18 protein-coding genes are annotated in these 18,740 nt (G+C 61.9%); 11 read left to right on the forward strand and 7 right to left on the reverse strand.

The window, feature by feature from the left end; translation table 11 throughout:
• Nucleotides 1-217: 217 nt before the first annotated feature.
• Entirely contained in the window at nt 218-901 is a 684-nt protein-coding gene (locus tag KKY_RS03040) for a hypothetical protein (RefSeq protein ID WP_014129823.1), read from the forward strand.
• Nucleotides 902-2,143: 1,242 nt separating this feature from the next.
• Here KKY_RS03040 and KKY_RS19395 read toward each other — a convergent pair.
• Genes KKY_RS19395 through KKY_RS03055 form a run of 3 tightly spaced genes read right to left on the reverse strand, consistent with a single transcriptional unit; the run spans nt 2,144 to nt 5,427 of the window.
• The gene (locus tag KKY_RS19395; protein ID WP_014129824.1) at nt 2,144-2,689 is read right to left on the reverse strand and encodes a DUF1254 domain-containing protein; all 546 of its coding nucleotides are present in this window, start codon (nt 2,687-2,689) and stop codon (nt 2,144-2,146) included.
• Nucleotides 2,686-3,261, reverse strand: coding sequence for a DUF1214 domain-containing protein (locus tag KKY_RS03050; protein ID WP_041528545.1), 576 nt, complete (start codon nt 3,259-3,261; stop codon nt 2,686-2,688). The genes KKY_RS19395 and KKY_RS03050 overlap by 4 nt, the downstream gene beginning before the upstream one ends.
• Before the next feature lie 3 nt (nt 3,262-3,264).
• Nucleotides 3,265-5,427, reverse strand: a complete 2,163-nt coding sequence (locus KKY_RS03055) for a transglycosylase domain-containing protein (RefSeq protein ID WP_014129826.1) — start codon at nt 5,425-5,427, stop codon at nt 3,265-3,267.
• 152 nt (nt 5,428-5,579) lie between these two features.
• Between KKY_RS03055 and KKY_RS03060 the strand changes: the two genes are divergently transcribed.
• The 4 genes from KKY_RS03060 (at nt 5,580) to csgH (ending at nt 9,468) form a co-directional block, all read left to right on the forward strand.
• Nucleotides 5,580-6,029 carry a YcgN family cysteine cluster protein gene (locus KKY_RS03060; RefSeq protein ID WP_014129827.1) on the forward strand — a complete coding sequence of 150 codons (450 nt, stop codon included), beginning with the start codon at nt 5,580-5,582 and terminating at the stop codon, nt 6,027-6,029.
• 120 nt (nt 6,030-6,149) lie between these two features.
• Nucleotides 6,150-8,396, forward strand: a complete 2,247-nt coding sequence (locus KKY_RS03065) for an ATP-binding cassette domain-containing protein (protein WP_014129828.1) — start codon at nt 6,150-6,152, stop codon at nt 8,394-8,396.
• Between the two features lie 149 nt (nt 8,397-8,545).
• Entirely contained in the window at nt 8,546-8,980 is a 435-nt protein-coding gene (locus KKY_RS03070; protein WP_014129829.1) for a curlin, read from the forward strand.
• A 77-nt stretch (nt 8,981-9,057) separates the two neighbouring features.
• A complete protein-coding gene (csgH, locus tag KKY_RS19400) occupies nt 9,058-9,468 on the forward strand; it encodes a curli-like amyloid fiber formation chaperone CsgH (protein WP_014129830.1) in 411 nt (136 codons plus the stop codon).
• A gap of 52 nt (nt 9,469-9,520) precedes the next feature.
• Here the strand turns inward: csgH and KKY_RS03080 are convergent, their stop codons facing one another.
• Nucleotides 9,521-10,708 carry a coiled-coil domain-containing protein gene (locus KKY_RS03080; protein ID WP_014129831.1) on the reverse strand — a complete coding sequence of 396 codons (1,188 nt, stop codon included), beginning with the start codon at nt 10,706-10,708 and terminating at the stop codon, nt 9,521-9,523.
• Nucleotides 10,709-10,960: 252 nt separating this feature from the next.
• On the opposite strand from KKY_RS03080, the gene KKY_RS03085 reads away from it, so the two are divergent.
• Both KKY_RS03085 and KKY_RS03090 read left to right on the forward strand, forming a co-directional pair.
• Nucleotides 10,961-11,365: a hypothetical protein gene (locus tag KKY_RS03085; protein WP_014129833.1), complete on the forward strand. Its 405-nt coding sequence runs from the start codon at nt 10,961-10,963 to the stop codon at nt 11,363-11,365.
• Between the two features lie 115 nt (nt 11,366-11,480).
• Nucleotides 11,481-12,920 carry a TrkH family potassium uptake protein gene (locus KKY_RS03090; RefSeq protein ID WP_014129834.1) on the forward strand — a complete coding sequence of 480 codons (1,440 nt, stop codon included), beginning with the start codon at nt 11,481-11,483 and terminating at the stop codon, nt 12,918-12,920.
• Between the two features lie 45 nt (nt 12,921-12,965).
• Here KKY_RS03090 and KKY_RS03095 read toward each other — a convergent pair whose 3' ends face one another.
• A complete protein-coding gene (locus KKY_RS03095; protein ID WP_014129835.1) occupies nt 12,966-13,457 on the reverse strand; it encodes an SRPBCC family protein in 492 nt (163 codons plus the stop codon).
• Nucleotides 13,457-13,804 (reverse strand): ArsR/SmtB family transcription factor, encoded by a 348-nt coding sequence (locus tag KKY_RS03100; protein WP_014129836.1) that lies wholly within the window; start codon nt 13,802-13,804, stop codon nt 13,457-13,459. The genes KKY_RS03095 and KKY_RS03100 overlap by 1 nt, the downstream gene beginning before the upstream one ends.
• A gap of 156 nt (nt 13,805-13,960) precedes the next feature.
• Here KKY_RS03100 and KKY_RS03105 point away from each other — a divergent pair, with 156 nt between their 5' ends.
• Nucleotides 13,961-14,431, forward strand: a complete 471-nt coding sequence (locus tag KKY_RS03105) for an SRPBCC family protein (RefSeq protein ID WP_014129837.1) — start codon at nt 13,961-13,963, stop codon at nt 14,429-14,431.
• A gap of 115 nt (nt 14,432-14,546) precedes the next feature.
• Here KKY_RS03105 and aac(3) read toward each other — a convergent pair whose 3' ends face one another.
• Entirely contained in the window at nt 14,547-15,350 is an 804-nt protein-coding gene (aac(3), locus tag KKY_RS03110) for an aminoglycoside 3-N-acetyltransferase (protein ID WP_014129838.1), read from the reverse strand.
• Nucleotides 15,351-15,565: 215 nt separating this feature from the next.
• Between aac(3) and KKY_RS03115 the strand changes: the two genes are divergently transcribed.
• The 3 genes from KKY_RS03115 to trhA all read left to right on the forward strand — a co-directional run bounded on the left by KKY_RS03115 (nt 15,566) and on the right by trhA (nt 18,730).
• A complete protein-coding gene (locus KKY_RS03115; protein ID WP_014129839.1) occupies nt 15,566-16,789 on the forward strand; it encodes a lytic murein transglycosylase in 1,224 nt (407 codons plus the stop codon).
• Nucleotides 16,790-16,897: 108 nt separating this feature from the next.
• Complete coding sequence (locus KKY_RS19405) at nt 16,898-17,935, forward strand: GGDEF domain-containing protein (protein ID WP_014129840.1); 1,038 nt, start codon at nt 16,898-16,900, stop codon at nt 17,933-17,935.
• A gap of 105 nt (nt 17,936-18,040) precedes the next feature.
• Nucleotides 18,041-18,730, forward strand: coding sequence for a PAQR family membrane homeostasis protein TrhA (gene trhA, locus KKY_RS03125; protein ID WP_014129841.1), 690 nt, complete (start codon nt 18,041-18,043; stop codon nt 18,728-18,730).
• Nucleotides 18,731-18,740 lie beyond the last annotated feature (10 nt).

Genomic DNA, 18,740 nt, shown 5'->3' on the forward strand with positions numbered 1-18,740 from the left:
TCACAGGCGTTCGCTATGAGCGCGGAGCCGGAGGGAATAAGCCCACGCCGGCACCGAAGGTCAGGCGGACCCGCAAGGGCTGAAGATTTTGAAGGATTGGTTGATCGGCGGCGCTATCGCGGCCGCGGCATGTTTGATGCTGTCCGGCTGTGCCCGTCCGACGGGCGATTTCGGCCGCGCTGCGCCAAGCGTGCTCCATGACCGGATTATGCCAACCATGGGCGCTTCGCGTGCTGCGGCCGATGGCGAGCCGGTCTCCGATTTCAATCAGACCGATCAGGAGCGCGAGATGCATGATCGCGTCTGGCGCTTCCTTGTGGCGCCACACGCTCACGACTGGTTCCACGACACCGCCGTTGAACTTCAGCGCACCCGAATGGCGTCCAACCTCGACAGCCAGTTCATCGCGGATCGCTATTATGCGACCCTGCGCAGCACGCAATACCAGTCCTCGCGGGTCCGATACCGCAAGGTCGCCGACGACATCGGCATCGATATCGCAACCATCCCGACAACATTCGCCGCCATCTGCCGGGTCATCGAGGTCGATCGCCAGCGCGCCATCGCGGTTTCCAACGTTGCCCTCGCCGCCCCCGATGCACCGGCACAGGTCGCGGCCCGCAAATGGGAAAACCAGCGCACGATAGACTGGTTCACCCGGGCGCTCGCCTACCGCTATCAGTCCTATTCGGTGGCGCTTGAGCGGCTTCTGGTGGAAACGCCACACCAGGAGGGGCGCGTCGTCGACGCCCAGCTTGCGCGCATGCAGCCTTACGTGGCGCGCGCCCAGGCCGGAGATTTCTGCCTGACGGGCGGGGAGGGACTGGTTTTTAAAGACACCGCCATCGCCTCGCGCTACGAGACCGCTCCCGTTTCGCCCGACCCGCTGGTGCGCAAATAGCGTCGCTTTGCCGAGCGGGGTTGCCCATGATGGCGGCTGATTGCAGGACATTCCGAGGAGCCCCCTCGCCCCTTGGGGGTGAGGGTGTCCGGCAGGCCGGTGAGGGGGTTGAGCGGTGGTGTTCTCCAAGAAAGGCCCCCTCACCCGCCGCTTCGCGTCGACCTCTCCCCCTAAGGGAGAGGTGAGATTTGCCGCCAGCGCCTGGTACACCTTTCCCTTGGGGGAGAGGTCGGACCGCAGGTCCGGGTGAGGGGGCCTTTCTTTTTCGGACATGCGAAAACCTCCGACGGCCAATGACCTCGGGCTATGAATTGGATAGACGGCATGGGGCGATGAACGCTCCGCATGATTTAGTTTTTATATGAAGCGATCATCGCCCCACGCATCCGAGGTTTTGGGCTTATGGCGGCGTCTCGGGCTGGGGTTTGTTGGCTTTTTGTGGGTCGGTAGGTCGAACCGGAAGGGCCATCCCCGGATCAAGTCCGAGGACATGCTTTTCCTGCTAACCTCCCGTATCCCCCAAAACCACCGGTGCCCCTCTCCCTTTCGGGAGTACGACGTGGACTCCCATCCTCGCCCGGCCATCCGTCCGCTTTGGGCCTTCCCTGCGGCGACCCGCATGGAACCCGGATCGGCCAACGGACATTCCGGAGCGCCTGGAGAGCTTTTTCGGTCGTGTTCCCGAACCGAAAAAGTGGCAACCACTTTTTCTGGAAACACTCCGATGCGGTCCTAAGGCTCGGACCCATGCTTCCCCTTTCTCCATCCTGCCCTCACCGGAAGCTCGTATGCATCCTCGTCTCTGGTGCGGCCGTGAGGCGAGAATGGCATGGGGTTGAGGGAGCGGGGATAAAGTTTTTTGCGCAGCTTTTCCACCTTCCCCCGCGTCATCCTCGGGCTTAACCCGGGGATCCGCAACGCTGCTGTTGTGCAGCGCAGAAGTGGCGCCCCCTCGCGTCTCACGGCTCCTCAACCCCTTCACCGGCTTCCCGACGCAGCGGGTCCCCGGGTCAAGCCCGAGGACGACGATGGGGGTAGGGTGTGGGGTGGCGATGGAGCCGGGAGGCTCGCCTAACATGCCTGGCCGCCCCGGACGCGATCCGGGACCCAGCAGCCTGGCCCATGCTTTACACGCAAATTGAAAGGCACATGGACTCCCGGCGTTCGCCGGAGAAGATGTCGGGGTTAGAGCGGTTGACGGATGCGGCGCGCTCGGCTGGTCGGATACGGCGTTAATGTCTTTCAACGGATCGTCGAGCAGCCAAGCTGGCTGAGGGCCTCGCGATAGCGTTCACGCATGGCCGGATGCGGTGGTGCCAGCCGCACGACGACAGCAACGCTGTCGCCCTGCGCCTCCACGATCAGCAGTCCCTCGTCAATCTCGAAGCGCTGTTCGGCCAGAAGGCGCGTCTGGGCAGGATTGAAAAGTCCCATGTCGAGCAAGTCGCCAGATCCCGACCGATTGGTTGTGGCATAGATCACATGGCCGTCGCGGTTGAAAACCGAGACCGACCAGAAGGCCAGCGGCAGCTCGCCATTTACGATGCCTGGCCCGTCTCCGAGCTCCAGCCTGCACACGGCGTAGAGAAGTTCGGGGTCGAGGCCGAGGGGATTGGCTTCGCCGGGCGCGAGATCGTCGAGCACCACCGTGGTCTCGAGCGGAGCCATGGCCTCGAGCCGATGCCAGACGTCACGAACCGCGGCGTCGGGCAGCGTGAGAATGACGACAAGATGGATCAGCCCGCCCAGGACCACGCCGCCAAATATCCAGAACAGCAGCCGGCTCATTGGCAGGCCACCTTTTCAATGCTCGGCATCGCCTCGATTGTGGTGTTGGCCCCGGAAAACACCACGGCATCATAAAGGGTCAGGACCAGCCGGAACATTCCGTTGCCCTCGATTTCCAGCCAGTTTCCCGGCCCCATGGCCCGGCCGACGGTGGCGTTGAGCCCGCCATCGGCCCAGCGGGCCACCCTTTCGCTGTGCAATCCCGGCAGTTCGGGCGAGGCGGCGATGTTGACGCCGTCGGGGTCGGTTGCCACCAGGGTCCAGAAACTCGCGCCCGGCACTTTGCCGGTGAGGCGATACTGGCACCGCGCGTCCAGCGGATCGCCGGAATCGTCGGTGGCGGCGGTAAATTGCAGCCCTTCCGCATAGCCCAGTTGCAGCGTGCCTGTGCGCGCCAGATAGGCCCGGCTGTAGGGATCGGGCGTGGGTTGCCCGATGTCGGGCCACGCGGCCCATGCCCCCACCCGGACCGCCGCGAACAATCGCCCGTCCGTCAGCGCATAATAGCTTGTGCCGAACCCCACCGAGAGCGCGACCACGAGGCCAACCAGCAGTCGGAAAATCAACGCCAAACCTTACAGACTCTCGCTTGCGTCCGCGACGGGAGCGGTTGCCTGATCGATGGTTCCATCCCCGTTGTCGGCAAGGGATTGGCGCATTTGCTCGGAGAGATCAAGCAGCTTTATCGCTGCCGCCGGGGCCAGCGTGGGCGCCCGCTCGGGCGCTTGTTCTCCATCTTCACCGCCTTCGGCGTCGGCAATGATGAAGGGCCGGGGCTCCATATCGACCCCGAAGACCGGCTTCACCTCGATATTTGTATGCGCATAGGCCATGAATTTCTGCCAGCTCATGGCCGGCAGCGTGCCGCCGGTCAGATTGTTCATGGCCGTGTAATTGTCGTTGCCGTACCAGACCGATGCAACATAATTGCCCGTATAGCCCACATACCATGCGTCGCGGTACGAACTCGTCGTCCCGGTCTTGCCCGCGCTGGGCACGCCTTCCACGACCGCACGCCCGCCCGTTCCGCCATAATTGACGGCATTGAGAATGTCGTTCATCGACAGCACGATCTGCTCGTCGAGCAGACGTTCCCGGTTCTCGTCGGGATGGGCCTCATAGATCACCTCGCCGCGCAAGGTGGTGATGCGGGTGACCCCGAACCCGGTTGCCCGATAGCCGCCATTGGCAAACACTGCATAGGCCGAGGCCATATCGAGCGCACTGACCGATGCCACTCCCAGCGCCAGCGAACGGGTCACGGGAAATTCGTTGCGGATGCCCAGCCGATGCGCCATTTCGGCGATCGGTTCCCGGCCGGTCTGGGTGGACAGACGCACCGGCACGCTGTTGATCGACGCGGCCATGGCGGCTCGAATCGTCGTGGCACCGCGAAACGAGCGCCCATAATTTTGCGGGCACCAATTGCCGATGCAGATCGGCGAGTCCGAAATCGAACTGCGCGGCGTAAGACCGAGCATTTCGAACGCGGTTGCATAAACGAAAGGCTTGAAGGCCGATCCCGGCTGCCGGTTGGGCGCCACCGCGCGGTTGAACTGGCTTTGCCCGTAATCGGTACCGCCCACCATCGCCCGGACCGCACCATTATGCTCCATTGCCACCATGGCGCCCTGGTTGACGTTGTAGGCGGCGCCCTGTTCGCGCAGGACAGAAATTATCGCGTCTTCGGCATGCACCTGAAGATCGGGATCGATGGTTGTCCGCACCACGAACCCGACCTCGCTGCTGTCGCCAACGATGCGCTTGGTTTCCAGAAACGCCCAGTCGAGGAAATAATTGGGCGAATTGGCTTCCGCCGACCGGTCGATCGGTTCGGCCGGCCGCCGCCGTGCCGCCGTCACCTGGCCCTCGGTGAGATAGCCGCCATTGACCATGTTGGTCAGCACCACATTGGCCCGCCCGCGCGCCGCCGCGATGTCCATATGCGGGGCGAAGCGGGACGGAGCCTTGTAAAGCCCTGCCAGCATCGCCGCCTCGGCAAGGTCGATATCCTGGACCGGCTTTCCGAAATAAAATTCCGCAGCCGCGACAACGCCAATGGTGCCGCCCCCCATATAGGCGCGGTCGAGATAGAGCTTTAAGATTTCGTCCTTGGAATAATTGGCCTCGAGCCAGAAGGCGAGGAACAGCTCCTTGATCTTGCGCTCGAGCGTGCGTTCGTTGGACAGGAACAAGTTCTTGGCCAGTTGCTGGGTGATCGACGACCCGCCCTGCAGCCCTGAATCGCCTTCGGCGTTGGACAGCAGCGCGCGCACCGTGCCCCAGACGTCGATGCCGAAATGCTCGTAAAACCGCCGGTCCTCGGTGGCCAGCGTCGCCTTGATGAGGAAATCGGGGATTTCCGAGAGTGCCACCGAATCATCGGCGCGAACCCCGCGCCGTCCGATCTCATTGCCGTACCGGTCCAGAAAGATCACCGAATAGTCCTCGGCCCGGTTGAATTCGCCCGAAGCCGTCGCATCCATTGCCGAGAGCGCCAGCGCCACCATCAGAACCGAGCCCATGGCGCCAAAGCTCAGGGCGTCCGAAGCCAGCTCGACGAAAATCCGCCGCAACCCCCGCACCGAAAAATTGGAGAAGAAATCCTGAATCCTGGTATAGACTCGTCCGGTCGAGCGCATGCCGTCATAAAGGAACGAATCCAGCCACGCATCGGCCTCGAGCAGCCGGTTCTTGCCTTTGGCGCGCTTCTGCTTTGTGTAAAACGGGTCCTGCACCTTGGGCCTTTGCTGTTCGGCTTTGATTGATTGCCCGTCCGGGTGCGCTCGATCCCGAACCGATGCTATTGTATGGCGTTAAGCCCCCATGGGTCATCACAATTTTATGTGGTTTTGCCAACTGGGTTAAAAGTGTGGAGCTGGTGCCGCCAATGGCATTCTGGGATGAAAAGCCGCTTGAGGCCATGACCACCGAGGAGTGGGAGGCGCTGTGCGACGGCTGCGGCAAATGCTGCCTGCTCAAGCTCGAGGACGAGGACAGCGGCGAGATTTTTCCCGCCAACGTCCGCTGCAAGCTGCTCGACGGCGAAACCTGCGGCTGCTCGGACTATCCCAACCGCCAGGCCAAGGTGCCCGATTGCATCAAGCTCACGCCCGAAAAGGTGCACGAGATCGCCTGGATTCCCAAGAGCTGCGCCTATCGCCGCATCGCCGAGGGCAGGGGGCTGGCCTGGTGGCACCCGCTGGTCTCGGGCGATCCCGAAACCGTCCACGCCGCCGGCATCTCGGTCCGCGGCCGCACGATTGCCGAGGCGGACGCGGATACGTCCGATTGGGAAAGCCACATCATCGATTGGGTCGATTGGGAGCCTGCGGAATGACTTGCGTGGCGCCGCAAATTTAACTATGTACGCTGCACGAATTTAATCTCGCGGCGCCCCTGTCGGTTCCGCGCGGGCGTTTGCGTCATCTTCGATGACGCTCATCAACAGGGGACCCTCATGTACGGCTCGATCGAAATCCGCGGCGCGCGCGAAAACAATCTCAAGAACGTCTGCGTGGATATCCCCAAGCGCAAGATCACGGTTTTCACCGGCGTTTCGGGTTCGGGCAAATCCTCGCTGGTCTTCGATACCATCGCCGCTGAATCCCAGAGGCTCATCAACGAGACCTATCCCGCCTTCGTCCAGCAGTTCATGCCCCATTACGGCCAGCCCGACGCCGACTCGCTGGCCAACATCTCGGCGGCCATCATTGTCGACCAGCAGCGTCTCGGCGGCAATTCGCGCTCGACGGTGGCCACGGCGACCGACACGGCACAAATGCTGCGGGTCGTCTTTTCGCGCGCCGCGAACCCGGCGCTCGGCTCCCCGGGGTTTTATTCCTACAACGACCCGCGCGGCATGTGCGCCGAATGCGAGGGCATCGGCCAGGTCGCGGCCATGGACATGAGCGCGGTGGTGGACGAGGGCAAATCGCTCAAGCAAGGTGCCCTGCTCGCCAAGGGCTTCGAGGTCGATGGCTGGTGGTCGTCGATCTATTTCGGCTCGGGGCTCTTCGATACCGACAAGCCGATCCGCGATTTTACCGCCGACGAGCGCTCCATGCTTTTTGATCTCGACGATGGCCGCAAGGTCAAGGTCGGCAAGATCAACCTCACCTATCAGGGCGTCATCCCGCGTCTCAAGCGTTCCCTTGGCGACAAGGACCCCGAAAAACTCCAGCCGCACATGCGCGCGGAATACGAGCGGATATTCACCCGCAAGGTCTGCTCGTCATGCAACGGCACCCGCCTCAACGCCGAGGCGCTCGAAAGCCGGCTTTCCGGCAAAAACATCGCCGAGCTTTCTGCAATGCAGGTCAGCGACCTTGCCGCCTTCATCCGCGCGCTCGATGCGCCCAACGTCAAACCCATGCTCGATGCGCTTGCAGCCCGGCTCGACAATCTCGTCACCATCGGGCTCGGCTATCTCAGTCTCGATCGGGAAAGCTCCACGCTATCGGGCGGCGAAAGCCAGCGGGTCAAGATGGTCCGGCACCTGGGCTCGGGGTTAACCGACATGCTCTATGTATTCGACGAACCCAGCGTCGGCCTGCACCCCCATGACGTCGGCCGCCTCGCCGGGCTCATGGAGCAATTGCGCGACAAGGGCAACACCGTCCTCGTCGTCGAGCACAAGCCCGACATGATCGCCATTGCCGATCACATCGTCGATATGGGGCCGCTTGCCGGATCGAAGGGCGGGGAAGTGGTGTTCGAGGGCAATTTCGAGGGCCTGCTCGCCTCGGGCACGCTCACCGGTAACCACATGCGAAAGCACCAGCCGATCAAAACCGACGGCCGCAAGCCCAAGGGCAATATCGCCATCGAAAACGCCAGCCTCAACAATCTCAAGAACCTGTCGGTTCAAATCCCCACCGGGGTTCTTACGGTCGTCACCGGCGTCGCGGGATCGGGAAAGTCCTCGCTCATTCAGGGCTGCCTGCCCAGGGCGCACCCCGATACCGTCATTATCGACCAGAACCTCGCGCGCGGCTCGCGGCGCTCCAACACCGCAACCTATACCGGCGTTCTCGACAGCGTCCGCAAGGCCTTCGCCAAGGAAAACGGTGTCGAAGCGTCGCTCTTTTCGGCCAATTCCAAGGGGGCATGTCCCGATTGCAACGGGCTGGGCGTGATCTATACCGACCTGGCCCATCTCGATCCCATGGCGACGACGTGCGAAACCTGCGAGGGCAAGCGCTTCACCGATGAAGTTCTCACCTACACACTGCGCGGCCGGACCATTTCGGACGTCTATGATTTCGCTATCGCCGATGCGCTGGACTTTTTCACCGAGCCTGCCGTGGTCAAAATCCTCAAGGGTCTCGACGATGTCGGGCTGGGCTATCTGACGCTCGGCCAGCCGCTTTCGACCCTCTCGGGCGGCGAACGCCAGCGATTGAAGCTGGCCGCCGAACTGGGCCGCAAGGGACAGACCTATGTGCTCGACGAGCCCACCACGGGCTTGCACATGAACGATGTCGACACCCTGATCGGCCTGTTCGATCGCCTCGTGGACAACGGCTCGACGGTCATCGTCATCGAGCACAATCTCGATGTGATTTCCCGCGCCGACTGGACCATCGATCTCGGCCCCGGCGCCGGCCATGAAGGCGGTGCGGTCGTTTTTGAGGGTGCTCCGGCTGATTTGGCTCGCGCCGAAAAATCGCTTACAGGTCAACACCTTGCGGCGCATCAGACCTGATTTTATGCACCGGCGCGCGAAAAATATCGTGATGAACGCTTTCTGAATATCGAGTTCAGGGCCGGTTCCGGCCACACGCACTAAACCTGATCCTGCAAGAGACAACCGGCGGTACGCAACACCCGCCAACTCAACCAGGAGACGGAACAATGTTTAAAAAGATCGTCATCGCAGCCACCCTCGCTGCCAGCTTTGGTGCCATGAGCGCTCCCGCCATGGCCAACAACATTCACATCAACCAGTTCGGTTGGGGCCATTCGGCCGGCGGCACGCAGTCGGGCACCGGCAACACAATCGGCATCTTCCAGGATGGCTGGTGGAACTCCAGCACCAACCATCAGTCCGGCCACGGCAATGTTTCCGCCAGCGGCCAGACCGGCTGGAACAACGAGGCCGAGACCTGGCAGAACGGCAATTTCAACGAGGCCGGCGTTGGCCAGTTCGGGTCCAACCACACCTCCGTCCTGACCCAGGACGGCAATGGCAACGTCGCCGCCGGCGTCCAGGTCGGCAATGGCTGCACCGCCTCGGTCGATCAGAACGGGTCGGGCAATGTCGCCGCCTTCGTTCAGGTCTGCCCCTGACAGTTGTGAACGGCTCACCAAATTTCCCAGCCGGGCAGGGCGCTCAGCCCCCCGGCAATCAGGAAAGGACGCATCCGATGACCATCGATCGCCGCAAGGCCTATTCACTTTCCATTCTCGGCACCGCCGTGGCGCTCATTGCAGTGGGCACGGCCAGCTATGCCCGCTCGACTGACGACGTCGCAGACGCCACGCGGCCAGTCCCGTGCGAGGTGGTTTCGACCGCCGCCGGCAATGGCATGGCCCTCGAAGCCATCTACAATGCGCAGGGGCCCGCCAACGGCACCTATAGTCTTTCGGTCAAGTCTGTCGGCGGCGCCAACAGCGCCACCATCAAACAGGGTGGAGGCTTTGCCGCGCACGCTGCCGGACCGATCAGTCTCGGGCGCGTGTCGGTCGGCAACGCCCCTTCATACGACATTGCGCTGACCGTCGAAGTGGATGGGGTGACCCACTCCTGCCTCGATCCGCAGGGCAATTGGGCATGAAAACAGGGGCTCCGAACCGGAGCCCCCCTTTTTTCAGGCGTTTATCGAAGCTTTAGCGAACCTGCCGCAAGGTGAGACCCGAGAGCACACAATCTCCCGAAACGGCCAGTCCGCTCTCGCCGGCCTCGATTTCGCATTCGATCGGTGTGGGCACCGAACCGCCACCATCGATCTCCTCGATGATCAGCGATCCTTCACCCGCCGCGTAAGTGCCACTCAAGGCGGGCTCTGCCGCGTCGGCATCGAGCACCACGCCTTCCCAGGCGGCAAACGAGCCGTCATCGCCAAAAAGGAATGTCAGGCTGTTCGTGCCCTGGCCTTGTCCCACGAACCGGCCCGGTACGATGCCGCTCAGTGCAGCCTGTGCTGCTGCATCGCCTTCGTCCTGGAGCGCCGCGACTTCGGCTTCGGTAGCGGCGAGTTGGTCCGCGCGTTCGGAAAGTGTGGCCGTCAACGTATCGAGTTGCGCCTGCACCTCGTCACGCTGGGTTTGCGCGTCGGCGATCTGGCTTTCCAACTCGGTCCGTTGCCCGTCCAGTTCAGCCACCACTGTTTCAAGACTTTCACGCTGGTCTTCAAATTCCGCCTGGCTGGCCCGCAACTCGGCGAGTTGGCTCTGGGCCTGCGCCTGTGCTTCACGGGCCGCCTGCACTTCGCTTTCCAGTTCTGCCGAAGCGCGAGTGGCGTCGGCGGCTTCCTGGGTCAGTTGCGCAGCGGTCTCGCGCAGCTCTGCCTCCTCGCTACGCGCGGCCTGCAGCCGGCTCCCCACATCGGCAAGCTCGGCGGTGCTTTGGGCAATTCGGTCCTGCACTTCCGAGAACGAGCTCTCCGCTTCCGCCAGATTGGCCTGCAATTGCTCGATCCGATCCTCCCGCTCGCTCAGCGAGTCGGTGACGGTCTGGAGTTCGGCGTTGGCGCCCTCCAGCTCGGCCCGGGCCTCATCGCGTTCGGCAACCGCGCTCTCGCGCTCCGCGGTCAGCCTGTCGCGCTGTTCGGTCAGGCTGGCGACCTCGGCCTCCAGCTCCTCAAGGGTCATTCCCGACTCCTCCAGCGTGCGCAGGTCCGTCGCCAACTGGTCGCGCTCCGATGACAGCGTGTTGATCTCATTGCGCAGCCCGCCCGTGTTCGACGAGGACGCAAACCACAAGATGAGAAAGGCGGCCCAACCCACAACGGCTATGCCCCCAAGGGCGATAACGAGCGGGCTTTTCGAACGGGCGGGGGTTTCGGTGTCGTCCATGGCAAATCCTTTGGCTCTCCGCGGAGCAAATGGGAAAACGAAAATGTCAGGAGCGTCCCGGCGTGGCGCAATCCCTGAGCAGGGACAACAAGCAATGCGTGGCACGGGTTCCAATGTGGGAGGGCTTTGGCGCGGGCAGGCGAACCTTAACGCCAGATAAACGCACCCTTCGATGCCGGTTCAGCCCGGCTGTTTCATAGTCATGGTCATGGAGGCGCGAAGGGCGCCGCAAACACCCAAAGGAGTAGGACCATGGGCCGCAACATCAACACCGTAAAGGCCACCGGCCTCGCAATCATTATCGCGCTGGGCGCTTTGGCGGCCCCCGCCAACGCCGGTCAGGTCTCGATCAACCTCAACCCCGCCAATGCCGAACAGGCACAGATGATGCAGGCAGGGCTCGGCTTTTATGCCCTCTATAACGGCATCCAGAACGGTTCGATCACCCAGAACGGGGTCAACAACATGGCCGGCCTCGTGCAGGGCGGTAGCGGCAATCTCGGCATCGTCCATCAGGAAGGCAACAATCACAACGGCACGCTCAGCCAGCAGGGCGGCAACAACAGCTATGGTCTGTTCCAGTTCGGTGAGGGCACCGATGCCCACGTCAACCAGTCGGGTGGCCAGACAGGCCTGGGCTTCGTCTTCGGCTGGTGATCTGCCGGTTTCCGATTCAGGGCGCGGCCCTTCCGGCACGCGCCCTTCGTCATGCCGTTGATTTCCGGTCTTTATGGGCGTAAACGGTCCCGCGCCACGCTGGAGGGGCCGGGACATGCTTGGTGCAACAGCTTACGTCACCGCGTTTTTCACGCTCGTTCTTTCAGGCATGATGCTTGTTCCCATGCTGGCCGATCTCTCTGTCGGCAATCCCGACTGGCAGGCCTTTCTCATCTCCTCGCTTACAGCGGGGGTCCCGTCGGGCTTTCTCGTTCTGGCAACCCGGCGCGAAATGCCGCCCTTCAGTCTTAAATTCGGCTTCCTGCTCGTCAATATGATCTGGGCCTCCACCTCGATCGTCGCCGCCCTGCCGCTTTTCCTCTCGGGACTGTCCATCAGCTTTACCGATGCCGTTTTCGAGGCGACCTCGGGCATCACGACTACAGGTTCGACAATTCTTGCCGGCCTTGACGATATGCCGCCGGGCCTCCTGTTGTGGCGCTCGATGACGCAATGGTTCGGGGGGCTGGGCATCATCGCCATGGGCCTGCTGCTCCTGCCGTTCCTTCGCGTCGGTGGCATGCAGATCTATAAACTCGAATCCTCGGCCCAGGCCGATTCGCCGTTCGCCCGGTTCACCAAGTTCTCATGGGCCATGGTGGGGCTCTATCTCACCCTCTCGCTCGCCTGTGCGCTGGCCTATTGGTTCGCCGGTATGTCGAGCTTCGATGCAATCAATCACGCCATGGCGACCGTCTCGACCGGCGGCTATTCCACACACGATGCCTCGATGGGACATTTCGGGCTTCCGGTCCTGGTTGTCGGCATCGTCTTCATGATCGGCGGCGCATTGCCATTCATCGCAATCTTGCGTGCGGTCACGACCGGACGGATTTCGGCGGCCTTCGAGGCGCAGGTGCCGGTGTTGCTCTCGATCCTGGCGGTTTTGAGCTTCGTTGTCTTTTTGTCGGCGCTGGTCCACTGGCCGTCGGACCCAGGTGCACTGGGGGTCCATTCGGCGTTCAATATAGTGTCGGTGGTAACCACCACCGGATTTGCCTCGACCGACTACACGCTCTGGGGGTCCTTCGTGAACGTCGTTTTCCTGCTCGCCACGTTTCTCGGTGGCGCGGCGGGTTCGACCAGCGGGGGTATAAAGACCTACAGGCTCATCATAATTTACCAGTCGCTGCGCAACGGGCTCAAGGAACTGATCTATCCAAACGGCATATTCGTCGTCCGCTACGAGGGCCGCGAAGTGCCCTGGCAGGCAATCAAATCGGTGTACCATTTCATCGGGGCGTTTCTTGTGCTCCTTTTGGCCGTCACACTGGTTCTCGGCTTCACCGGGCTCGACGTCCTGACGGCCTTCACCGGCGCGCTCACCGCCCTCACAAATGTCGGTCCCGGCCTGGGCGAGATCATCGGCCCGGCGGGCAATTTCTCATCACTGGAGCCTTTGGCAAAATGGGCCCTGATCCTGGCCATGCTGGCCGGACGCCTTGAAATCCTTGCAATTCTCGTCCTGTTCAGCCCTGCCTTCTGGCGGCGCTGAGCCCATCGTCTCCTCGGCGCGGGCGCGATAACCGATTGCCGGCTTCTACTTGCCGGTCAGCTCTGCCAGCAATTTGGCAAGCGCGTCGAAGCTTTCGCCCATGCCCTCGGTCATGCCTGTTGCCAGCGAGGCGTCGCGCTGGCCCTTGGATTCATAGGTGATGGTCTGCTTGAGCCGAGTTCGGCCATTTTCGGCGTGAAATCCTGACTCGATGAGCATTTTTCCCATGCCGAAATCGTCATCGAACGTTTCGGTGGTCACCAGCCGGGACGGACGCTCGACCTCGTGAAAAATGCCCTTCAGCCCCATGCTCTGGCCGTCCGGACCCGACCACACATAGCGATAGGTTCCGCCGGGGCGCGGATCGATATCGCAGGTCGAAACCCACCACCCCTCCGTGCCGGTCATCCAGCGCCGGACGAGGTCGGGCTGGGTATAACAATCGAAAACCAGATCGGCAGGCGCATCGAACATCCGCTCGATGACGACTTCGAGATCGCTCGGCGTGGAAACCGAAAGAGTGGTGGAAAAGCTCATCAGTTCTGTTCCTTTTTGCGCTGCGCCTTCAACTCGTCCAGCAACGTATCCAGACGGGAAAAATTTGCTTCCCAGATCTCGCGATAATTCTCGAGCCAGTCCGTGGCTTCCTTGAGCGCGACGCCCTCGATCTTGACGGGGCGCTTCTGCGCATCGCGGCTGCGCGAGACCAGCCCGGCCCGCTCCAGCATCTTGATATGCTTGGAAATGGCCGGTTGGCTCATCTCGAAGGGCGCCGCCAGTTCCATCACCGTCGCCTCGCCCTTCGTCAGTCGCGCCAGGATGGCGCGCCTTGTGGGATCAGCCAGGGCGATAAATGTGGCGTCGAGGCGTTCGGATTCCGTCATTTCATAACCGTTTAGATTGATAGCTAAAAAGTTATATACGACGGCGCGGTCACGTCAATAGCTTGGTGTTGGGCGCAAAAGAAAATTGGAAAATTTGTCGGATCGGGCGAACCTGTCGCGTCCTTTATGCATCAACGCTGCAAATGGAGACGACAAATGACCGCCACCCCGAATACGGACAAGGAACTCGTGCTGGATCGCCTGATCGATGCGCCGCGCGACAAGGTTTACCGGTGCTGGACGGAGCCCGAACTGGTCAAGCAGTGGTTTGCCCCCAAGCCATGGTCCACCCCCAAGGTGGAAATCGACGTCCGCCCGGGCGGCGCGAGCACGGTCACGATGGCCGACCCCGAAGGCAATGAATATCCCAACCCGGGAATTTATCTCGAGGTCGTGCCCAACGAGAAGCTGGTCTTCACCGACGCGTTCACTGCGGGATGGCAACCGACCGACAAGGCGTTTTTCACCTGCGAGCTGACCTTCGCCGATGAAGGGGGCAAGACCCGATACATCGCCCGGGCCAAGCACTGGACGGTCGAAGACAAGCAGCAGCACGAGCAGATGGGCTTCCACGAAGGCTGGGGCATATGTGCCGACCAGCTAGAGGCCCTGGCCAGAACGCTCTGAAGGCGCGTTGCCGCTAGAGCATTTCCGCTTTTCTTCGAATCGCGAAAATCCTCGTAGTTGTTGTTTCGTCGCGCGTCCGAACCGCAAAACCGTTCCCACTTTTGCTGGACGCGCTCTAACGACCGTTTCGCTCGAGCCACGCCACGGCGTGCTCGAGCATTTCCCCGGCGTCCACGAGCAAGCTGTCCGCAGCCCCGATTCTGCCCCGCCGCCCGCGGCCGGTCTCAAGGTAAGTCGTTACGATCGCTGTAAAATAGTCGATACCGTCGAGCTGTGGTGCAACCGCGTCAGAGGTATCGAACTCCTCGCACTTCCGCCATATCGTTCCATCCGGGCCGGCAAACGGCACCTCCCAACGCTTGATCCGCTTGTTGGGGATATCGGCCAGATGTTCTGCGTGATGGATCAGCGTCATCGTATCGCGCGGCGCCCCGACCATCAGCACCTTGCCTTCGGCTTCCACCAGCCGCGCCAGGGGCGAGGCGGGACCGTAGCCATAGTCGGGCCGATGATCGGCAACCAGCCAATCGGCCCTCGCTCCCATGGCCGTCATCGAGGCCCCGGGATTGGCGCTGCGCAGCGCACCCGGCGTGGTTCTGAGGAATTCGGGGAATATCCCATGATCTCGAACCGCCCGTGAGCGTGCCGGATCGAAACCGGCGATCCTGTCGCGCCAGGCGGTCGGCACGCGGCCGGCCTCATCGAGCAGGTCTTCGTATCGGGCATCCCAGTCGGTATAGGCCATTATGCTGCCCCTGGACCCGACGGCCTTCAAGAGCGCATCGATCAGCGTATCGGGGCCATTGATAAGGTTGCCCACCGTGCTCATGGCGGCATGCACCATGACGATATGGCCGGGCCGGATCCCGATTTCGGAAAGGTCGGCTACGAGATCGGTCGAGGATAGAAAATCGGACATGCGAACGCTCACGAGAGAGTGAACGCAAGTTTAAGCGCCGGGGCGCCGTTCGCCAACGTGCTTAACGCGGCCTTAAGTCCATTCAGGCAGTTTTAAACCATAGAGTTGGTTTCAGTAGCGCAGGCGCACCGTGCTGTCCGTTGGGGGCGGGACAGCGTATCGCCACAAAGACGTGGCAGTGTGGGCTTGCGATTGGAAGTGGAAAAGGCCCCTCCATGCGTAACGCTGCCCCTGCCGTCGATTTTCCCGTTCTTTCGCGCCGCCGTGCGATGGCGCTGGCCCTGGGTGCCGGTGCGGCCCTGGTGCTGCCCCGTCCGGCCTTTGCCAATGTCTCCGATTTCGTTGCCTCGGTCTGGCCTGAAGCGTCCTCGCGTGGCGTTTCCCGCGCCATATTCGAGCAGGCCTTTGCAGGCTTTACGCCGTCCGACCGCATCATGAGCCTGACGCGCAGCCAGCCCGAAATGGTCAAGACGACGGGCCAATATGTAGCGGATGCCGTCTCGTCAACGCGCGTTTCGACCGGCCGGAGCATGCGCGGTGAATGGAACCAGACCCTGGGTGCAACCCAGCAGCGCTATGGCATTCAACCCGAAATCGTTCTGGCCATCTGGGGCATGGAAACCAATTACGGCTCCTACATGGGCGGCAACAACGTCATCCATGCGCTCGCGACGTTGACTTATGGCAATTACCGGCGCGACTTCTTCAAGAACGAGCTTCTGACCGCGCTGCAGATCTTGCAGGCGGGCCATGTGGCAGCCCCGCAGATGGTCGGTTCCTGGGCCGGCGCGATGGGGCATACCCAGTTCATGCCCTCGAGCTTTATGGCCTACGCCGTCGATTACAACGGCAATGGCAGGCGCGATATCTGGAATTCGGTTCCAGACGCATTGGCCTCGGCGGCCAACTATCTGAAATCGCATGGCTGGCGGAACGGGGAAACCTGGGGCTACGAAGTGCAACTGCCCTCCAATTTCGATTACGGGCGCGCCTGGGATATCGGACGCCAGTCCCTCGGTCAGTGGGAAGCGATGGGTGTCCGGCGTACGGGCGGACGTACCTTCCCGCGCCCGGGAGATGCGGGGCGCATCTTCATGCCATCGGGTGGCAGCGGTCCGGTGTTTTTGTTGCTCGCCAATTTCGACGTCATCAAACGCTACAACAACTCCGACAATTACGCGCTGGCCGTCGGCCATCTCGCCGACCGGATTCTTGGCGTAGGTCCGTTTATCCGCCCTTTTCCCGCCAATGAAACCGGCTTGACCCGTGCCCAGCGCGAGGAGCTGCAGGGCCTTCTCAACCGGCGGGGATATGATGTCGGTTCGCCTGACGGGATCATCGGGCCAAAAACCCGCCAGGGCATCATTGCGTTCCAGCGCTCAGCCGGTCTTCTGGCCGATGGCCACGCATCGAGCAGCCTGCTTTCCACGCTACGCTAAAGTGGCCGGAAGTGAGAACCGGGTAACCATACAACCGGGTGAACCTCCATGGTCCGTGCGATTCAAGGTAGTCTCTTGTGTCGACCCGGTGGGAAAGAGGACCGGCCCATGGCTAAGGACATATCGACGGGGGAAGAGGGGAGACTGGCGGCGCTGAACCGGCTGACTGCCGCCCTGGTGGGTCCGATCGATTCCCTGGACCACATACTGGAACTCGCCCGGATCAGTATCGCTCCGATGGTGGCGATTTCCATAGTCGACCGAAACGTAGAGATTGTCCTTGCCGCCGCCGGCCTGACCTATCAGCGGATCGAGCGGGAGCGATCCCTTGCGGCGCTGAGTCTCGATCTGGGGCATCCCCTTGTCATTGAAAATGTTGCAGCAGACCCGCGCTGCAGCGGACTTGAATGCAATCCCGGTGGCGTGCGTGTCGGTTCCTGCCTCATCGTTCCGCTTCAAACCGCCGACGGTTATGTCGTCGGCGCGCTGATGATGATGGATGACCACCCGCGTTCGTTCGGCGAACGGGAGATCGCACTGGCCGGTCATCTGGCCCATCTCGTGATGTCCGAACTGATATCGCACCAGCCAGGCGAACTCGACTACCTGACCGGTGCCCTGACGCGCAGGAACTTCCGCATGGAGGTCGATCGCGAATATGCACGTGCGCTGCGCTACGATCGGCCGGCAACGCTGATCTTTGTCGATATCGATGGATTTCAAAGGGTAAATGCGGCTTTCGGCGGAGAAATCGCAGACGAGGTTCTCAAGTCCGTGGCCAATCGTGCAGCGGAATGTCTTCGGGCCACCGACCGCCTCGGCAGGTTGGGGGGAGAAGAATTCGGCATGCTCCTGCCCGAAACCATGGCCTATGAGGCCAGCCAGTGCGCTGAACGCCTTCGCGAGGAAATCGGCGGATTGCGCTTCCGGTATTCGGACAAGGTCATTTCGGTCACCGCGAGCTTTGGCATCGCTCCATTCGACCCCAGGCTGGGATCGGCGATACAGTGGTTTGCCCAGGCCGATATCGCCCTTTATGCTTCAAAAAAGGCAGGCCGCAACTGCGTCAGCTTTGCCGCATTGCCAAAAAGCCCCGGCCCAACACCCGAGGAGGGCGAAGAGCCCAGGCCGCCGGGCATTCATTGAGGCTCACGCGCCGTTGCCTTGAATCTTTGCGCCCCGCTCACCATTATGCTCGGACGGCTTATCTCTGGCCGTCGGATTGAGATGAAAGCAGAGAAGGCGGCAGGCATGAGCGCAAATACAGCCCGCAGCGCCGGTGCGTATGTCCTGAGAAACAGGCGCGCCTTCACGCTTGCCGAATTGATTGCCGATGGCGTGGTTCACGGCGTCGGCCTGCTGGTGGCAATCATTGCCGGCACTGTCCTGATCACCCTGGCGGTCGTACACGCCACGGGCGCCGAAATTGCTGCCGCGGCCGTTTATGTGGGTTCCTTTGTCGCCTTGCTCAGCGCGTCCATGGCTTTCAATCTCTGTCCGCGGGGCCCGATCAAGGCATGGCTGGCGCGAATAGATCAGGCTGCGATTTTTCTGTTTATTGCCGGCAGTTATACTCCGCTGCTGGTCGTGCTGGGCGATATTCCCATAGCCGACAGATTGCTGATTTTCGTCTGGGCGACGGCTCTGATCGGAATTGCGCTCAAGCTCCTGGTGCCGCAGCATTTCGGGCGGCTCGCCATCCCGTTCTACCTCGCCATCGGCTGGAGCGGCATCCTGGCCTTCCAGGCATTGGCCGCAGCGCTCCCCGCCACGGCTCTCTGGCTGCTGGTCGCGGGCGGTGTGGCCTATTCGGCGGGCATCATTTTCCACCTATGGGAAAAACTGGCCTTCCAGAATGTGCTGTGGCACGCCTTCGTCGTGACGGGGGCGACCTTGCACCTGATCGCGGTGTATGAAGCGATGGTCATCAGCCGGATTTAGGGCAGGGCTG

It is taken from the genome of Pelagibacterium halotolerans B2 (assembly GCF_000230555.1).
Taxonomy (GTDB): domain Bacteria; phylum Pseudomonadota; class Alphaproteobacteria; order Rhizobiales; family Devosiaceae; genus Pelagibacterium; species Pelagibacterium halotolerans.

Bases quoted from the DNA above. Each gene is read 5' to 3' on its own strand.
- KKY_RS03040 (WP_014129823.1), top strand. From the start codon at position 218: ATGGGCGCTTCGCGTGCTGCGGCCGATGGCGAGCCGGTCTCCGATTTC.
- KKY_RS19395 (WP_014129824.1), bottom strand. From the start codon at position 2,689: ATGAGCCGGCTGCTGTTCTGGATATTTGGCGGCGTGGTCCTGGGCGGG.
- KKY_RS03060 (WP_014129827.1), top strand. From the start codon at position 5,580: ATGGCATTCTGGGATGAAAAGCCGCTTGAGGCCATGACCACCGAGGAG.
- KKY_RS03065 (WP_014129828.1), top strand. From the start codon at position 6,150: ATGTACGGCTCGATCGAAATCCGCGGCGCGCGCGAAAACAATCTCAAG.
- KKY_RS03070 (WP_014129829.1), top strand. From the start codon at position 8,546: ATGTTTAAAAAGATCGTCATCGCAGCCACCCTCGCTGCCAGCTTTGGT.
- csgH (WP_014129830.1), top strand. From the start codon at position 9,058: ATGACCATCGATCGCCGCAAGGCCTATTCACTTTCCATTCTCGGCACC.
- KKY_RS03080 (WP_014129831.1), bottom strand. From the start codon at position 10,708: ATGGACGACACCGAAACCCCCGCCCGTTCGAAAAGCCCGCTCGTTATC.
- KKY_RS03085 (WP_014129833.1), top strand. From the start codon at position 10,961: ATGGGCCGCAACATCAACACCGTAAAGGCCACCGGCCTCGCAATCATT.
- KKY_RS03090 (WP_014129834.1), top strand. From the start codon at position 11,481: ATGCTTGGTGCAACAGCTTACGTCACCGCGTTTTTCACGCTCGTTCTT.
- KKY_RS03095 (WP_014129835.1), bottom strand. From the start codon at position 13,457: ATGAGCTTTTCCACCACTCTTTCGGTTTCCACGCCGAGCGATCTCGAA.
- KKY_RS03100 (WP_014129836.1), bottom strand. From the start codon at position 13,804: ATGACGGAATCCGAACGCCTCGACGCCACATTTATCGCCCTGGCTGAT.
- KKY_RS03105 (WP_014129837.1), top strand. From the start codon at position 13,961: ATGACCGCCACCCCGAATACGGACAAGGAACTCGTGCTGGATCGCCTG.
- KKY_RS03115 (WP_014129839.1), top strand. From the start codon at position 15,566: ATGCGTAACGCTGCCCCTGCCGTCGATTTTCCCGTTCTTTCGCGCCGC.
- KKY_RS19405 (WP_014129840.1), top strand. From the start codon at position 16,898: ATGGCTAAGGACATATCGACGGGGGAAGAGGGGAGACTGGCGGCGCTG.
- trhA (WP_014129841.1), top strand. From the start codon at position 18,041: ATGAGCGCAAATACAGCCCGCAGCGCCGGTGCGTATGTCCTGAGAAAC.